The 4073-nt window shown below is 27.7% G+C and carries 5 protein-coding genes; all 5 read right to left on the reverse strand.

The window, feature by feature from the left end; genetic code table 11:
- Positions 1-888, reverse strand: an 888-nt coding sequence (locus ACTHW2_RS09035) for a single-stranded-DNA-specific exonuclease RecJ (RefSeq protein ID WP_442263608.1), incomplete at its 3' end; no start/stop codon positions are given.
- 55 nt (positions 889-943) lie between these two features.
- A complete protein-coding gene (secF, locus tag ACTHW2_RS09040) occupies positions 944-1810 on the reverse strand; it encodes a protein translocase subunit SecF (RefSeq protein ID WP_442263609.1) in 867 nt (288 codons plus the stop codon).
- Positions 1811-1826: 16 nt separating this feature from the next.
- Positions 1827-3110, reverse strand: coding sequence for a protein translocase subunit SecD (secD, locus tag ACTHW2_RS09045; protein ID WP_442263610.1), 1284 nt, complete (start codon positions 3108-3110; stop codon positions 1827-1829).
- A 164-nt stretch (positions 3111-3274) separates the two neighbouring features.
- Positions 3275-3646 carry a TIGR04086 family membrane protein gene (locus ACTHW2_RS09050; protein ID WP_442263611.1) on the reverse strand — a complete coding sequence of 124 codons (372 nt, stop codon included), beginning with the start codon at positions 3644-3646 and terminating at the stop codon, positions 3275-3277.
- A 116-nt stretch (positions 3647-3762) separates the two neighbouring features.
- Positions 3763-4044 carry a preprotein translocase subunit YajC gene (yajC, locus tag ACTHW2_RS09055; RefSeq protein WP_442263612.1) on the reverse strand — a complete coding sequence of 94 codons (282 nt, stop codon included), beginning with the start codon at positions 4042-4044 and terminating at the stop codon, positions 3763-3765.
- Positions 4045-4073: the final 29 nt, after the last annotated feature.

The following is a 4073-nucleotide window of genomic DNA, read 5'->3' on the forward strand; positions in this document are numbered from 1 at the left end:
TCCAGAAGCGTTTATAGTAGGTCCTATTATAAAGCCCAAGTGATATGTTCTTATTTTATTTTTAATGCCACTTACATCGATCAAGGCTTTCAGTCCAATATTTGTAGTATCATTTATTAGTTTTAGCCCATATTTTACTATAATTCTATTTTCATCTATCAAATCTACAACATCACATACAGTAGCTATAGCTACATATTCTAAAGTAGTATATAACTTGTTTTTATCCATTTCATATAAATCATAAACATAATCTACAAGTTTATATGCAACACCAGCACCACAAAGTTTTTTAAAGGGATATTTGCAATTAGGATTTTTAGGATTTATTACAGCATATGCATTTGGAACTATATATTTTTTCTTATCATTTTCAATTCGATAAGAAAAATCATGATGATCAGTTATTATCATTTTTATTCCAAGTTCATTAGAAAGATTTACTGCATCAAATGCAGATATACCATTATCACAGGTTATTATAAGATCAATACTATCTTCTTTAGCTTTTTTTACAATACTTTTATTTATTCCATATCCATCTTTAACCCTATCAGGAACTACATAATCAATATTCGCTCCTAATTTTAATAAACTAGTATATAGTACATAGATGCTCATCACTCCGTCAACATCATAATCTCCCACTATCCTAATTTTTTTATCCCCAGATATATTCTTTTTTATTAATTCCCCTGCTTTTTCTATGTCTTTCATACTAGTAGAAGGATGAAGATTATTTAAACTTCCATGTAGAAACATTTCAATAGAATCTTTTGAAGAAATCTCACGATTTATTAAAATTTTAGATATGGTAGGACTTATTCCTACATCTTTTGATATTTGCCTATAATCTATATTTTTATTTCTTACAAACCATTTTTCCAAATTATCACTCCGTATAAATATTTAAAATTTGTTTCTATATATAAAACAAAAACTGCTACTTAGCAGTTCTTGTTTTATATGATTTTATATCATACCAAATATTTGGAGCTATGAAAACAGAAGAATATGTTCCTGATAACATCCCTACCATTAGTGGTAGCGCTAAAATTTTTATATCTTCAACTCCAATAATATAAAGTACTATAACAGCAGTAAGTGTTGTTATAGTAGTATTGATAGTTCTTCTAATTGAACTACCTATACTTTTGTTTATAATTTCTTTAAATTTACCTCTTGAATTAAACCTTGTATTTTCTCTTATTTTATCAAATATTACTATAGTATCATTTATAGAGTATCCCACTATGGTAAGTATAGCCGCTATAAAAGAAGCATTTACAGGTAATCTAAATATAGCGTAAACTGAGACTGTTATAAGTACATCGTGCAATAAAGCAGCTATAGCTGATACTCCTAAAGTAAATTCAAACCTAACAGTAATATATGCTAACATAAGTACTGTTGCTATAACTGTAGAAAGTATAGCCTTATTTTTCGTTTCTTCTCCTATGGATGCTCCAACTGCTTTAGAGTTTATACTCTTAGCATCTACATCATAGTTTTCTTCAAAGTCTCTGCTAAGAGATGTCATGTCTTTATTTGAAACATTTAAGGTACTTTTAATAATTATATCTTCTTTGTTTTCTCCACTATATACAACGGTCATATCTGTATCTATTTTATCTGTTATTTTCTTTATATCTTCAGTTTCTATAAATTTATTAGCATCGATATTTATTATAGTTCCGCCAGTAAAGTCAATACCATAATTTAAGCCTTTAAAGACCATCATGATAATTCCTATTATTATTATACTTAAAGATATAAACATATATACCTTTCTATTTTTAACTACATTCATCTTTTCACTCCTATCTTTATGCACCGAAATATTTTATATTTTTACTATTTGATAAAGATGCTACTATTTTTAAAAGGGATCTAGAAATTATAATTGCAGTAAGTACCGACACTACTATACCTATAATTAATGTAATCCCAAATCCTTTAATAGGACCTGTACCAAAGTAATATAACACTGCACCTGCTATTAAGGTAGTGACATTTGAATCTACTACAGAAGAAAGTGCCTTTTTAAATCCTGAATCAACAGAAACTCGAAGACTCTTACCTAGTAATAACTCTTCTCTTATTCTCTCAAAGATTAATACATTGGCATCTACCGCCATACCTATAGAAAGTATAAGTCCTAGTATTCCAGGAAGAGTAAGTTTTACTCCTAATATAATCATTATATAAACTGTTAAAAGAGTATATACCGTTAAGCTTAAAGATGCTATAAGTCCAGGAATTTTATACATTAATATCATAAATAAAAATATAATTAAAAGGGCTATTCCACCAGCTTTTATGCTTGTCTCATATGCTTCAAGCCCAAGACTTGGTCCTATAAGTGAAGTAGTTTGTTCTGTAAGTTCTACCGGTAGAGAACCTGCTCTTATTAAAGTTGCTAAATTATTTGCAGTATCTATATCAAAGTTTCCAGTAATAACTGCTTTTCCATCATCAATAGGTTTTCCACCATCATCTATATTAGAAACAAGTGGAGCAGATATAACTTCTCCATCTAGAACTATATAGATTATTCTATCTTCATCTTTTTCCTCTAAAATTAGATCACCAGTAGTATCTCCAAACCTTTTAGTTCCTTCTTTATCAAGCTCTAATGTTACTACAGGAACCTCTTTTCCAATTGCATTCTGTTGAAAAGCTACATCTGCATCAGTTACATTTTTACCACTTATAACTACATTATCATTTGGATCTATAAATTGCAGTTGTGCTGTTTTTCCAATCAAATCAATAGCTTCTTGAGGATCCTCTGCTCCTGCAAGTTCTAGCCTTATTCTTTTCTCACCTTCTATAACTATAGTAGGATCTGCAATACCTAGTCCATCTACTCTTTGACTTAGTATTGCTTTAGTTTGTTCCATTAACTTCCTTAGTTCTTCTCCTTTAGCATCGGTTTCAGCCTCTAAAACTACATATACTCCTCCTGCAAGTTCTAGCCCTAATTCTACCTCATCCTTTGCCTTTTCAAGCTTAAAATCTCCTACTTGTATTCCCTCTAAAGCTACAAAAACTCCTCCTGCAACAATAGCTACTATTAAAACAAGTATGATGATGTTTTTATTTTTCATTCCCTTCCTCCAATACATTTCTATTTTTGATTTTCTAATAAAATAGTATCAAATTTATAAATATAAAAAAGCAGTGTATTAACACTACTTTTTTACATTTATTTATAAGTATATCTTGTCTATTATAACATATAGATTTTTTTATTTAAAGTTTTATTTTTACTCTATTTCAAGTTAATACCTATTATTCCACCTATAGAACCTACTAAGCCAGCAAGTAACAATTTTGTTATAGCAAATAAAATTATTATACTTTCTTTTAAGAATACAATATTAAACAATAAAAATATTATATAGTAAAATATTCCTAGCAATAGACCATTAAGCCAACCTTTTTCTTTTATTTTCAATGATAAAAACATACTAGGGATAAATATACTAATAATCATTATTATATTATTTATTATAATAAGCTTAGTTTCCTTCAAAGATGTATATTGTAATAATAATGAAGTTATAAATATCATACCTACAGTTATAATAAATGATAAAGTTAAACATTTAATTAAAGTCTTAAAGTTAATCTTATTTTTCAATTCTAACACCTCCTATCTTACTTTAATTTATTTAAGATAAGAGGTATTTATTACAAAAACTTCCTTATTAAGGAAGTTTTTAAATAATTTAACTGATTTAATTTTAATTTTTAAGCTTATTTTGTTTGATTAGAATTTATAACACTACCTATTGACCATCTAGTAATATCTAATCTAGTTTTTGTAGATCCAACTTCTAAAGTGATTATGTCTTCTTTAGCTAGTATTATTTTACCATAGATTCCTCCTATGGTTATTATTTCATCTCCAACCTTTAAACTTTCTCTCATAGCTGTGATTTCTTTTTCTTTTTTCTTTTGTGGTCTAATAGCAAAAAAGTAAAAGATAACTAAAAAACCAATAGGAATTATTAATCCTTGAATTTGTTGTGGGTTCATATTTTCCCCTCCTTTTTAATATTATTATA

It is taken from the genome of Tissierella sp. (genome assembly GCF_052089545.1).
Taxonomy (GTDB): Bacteria; Bacillota; Clostridia; order Tissierellales; family Tissierellaceae; genus Tissierella_A.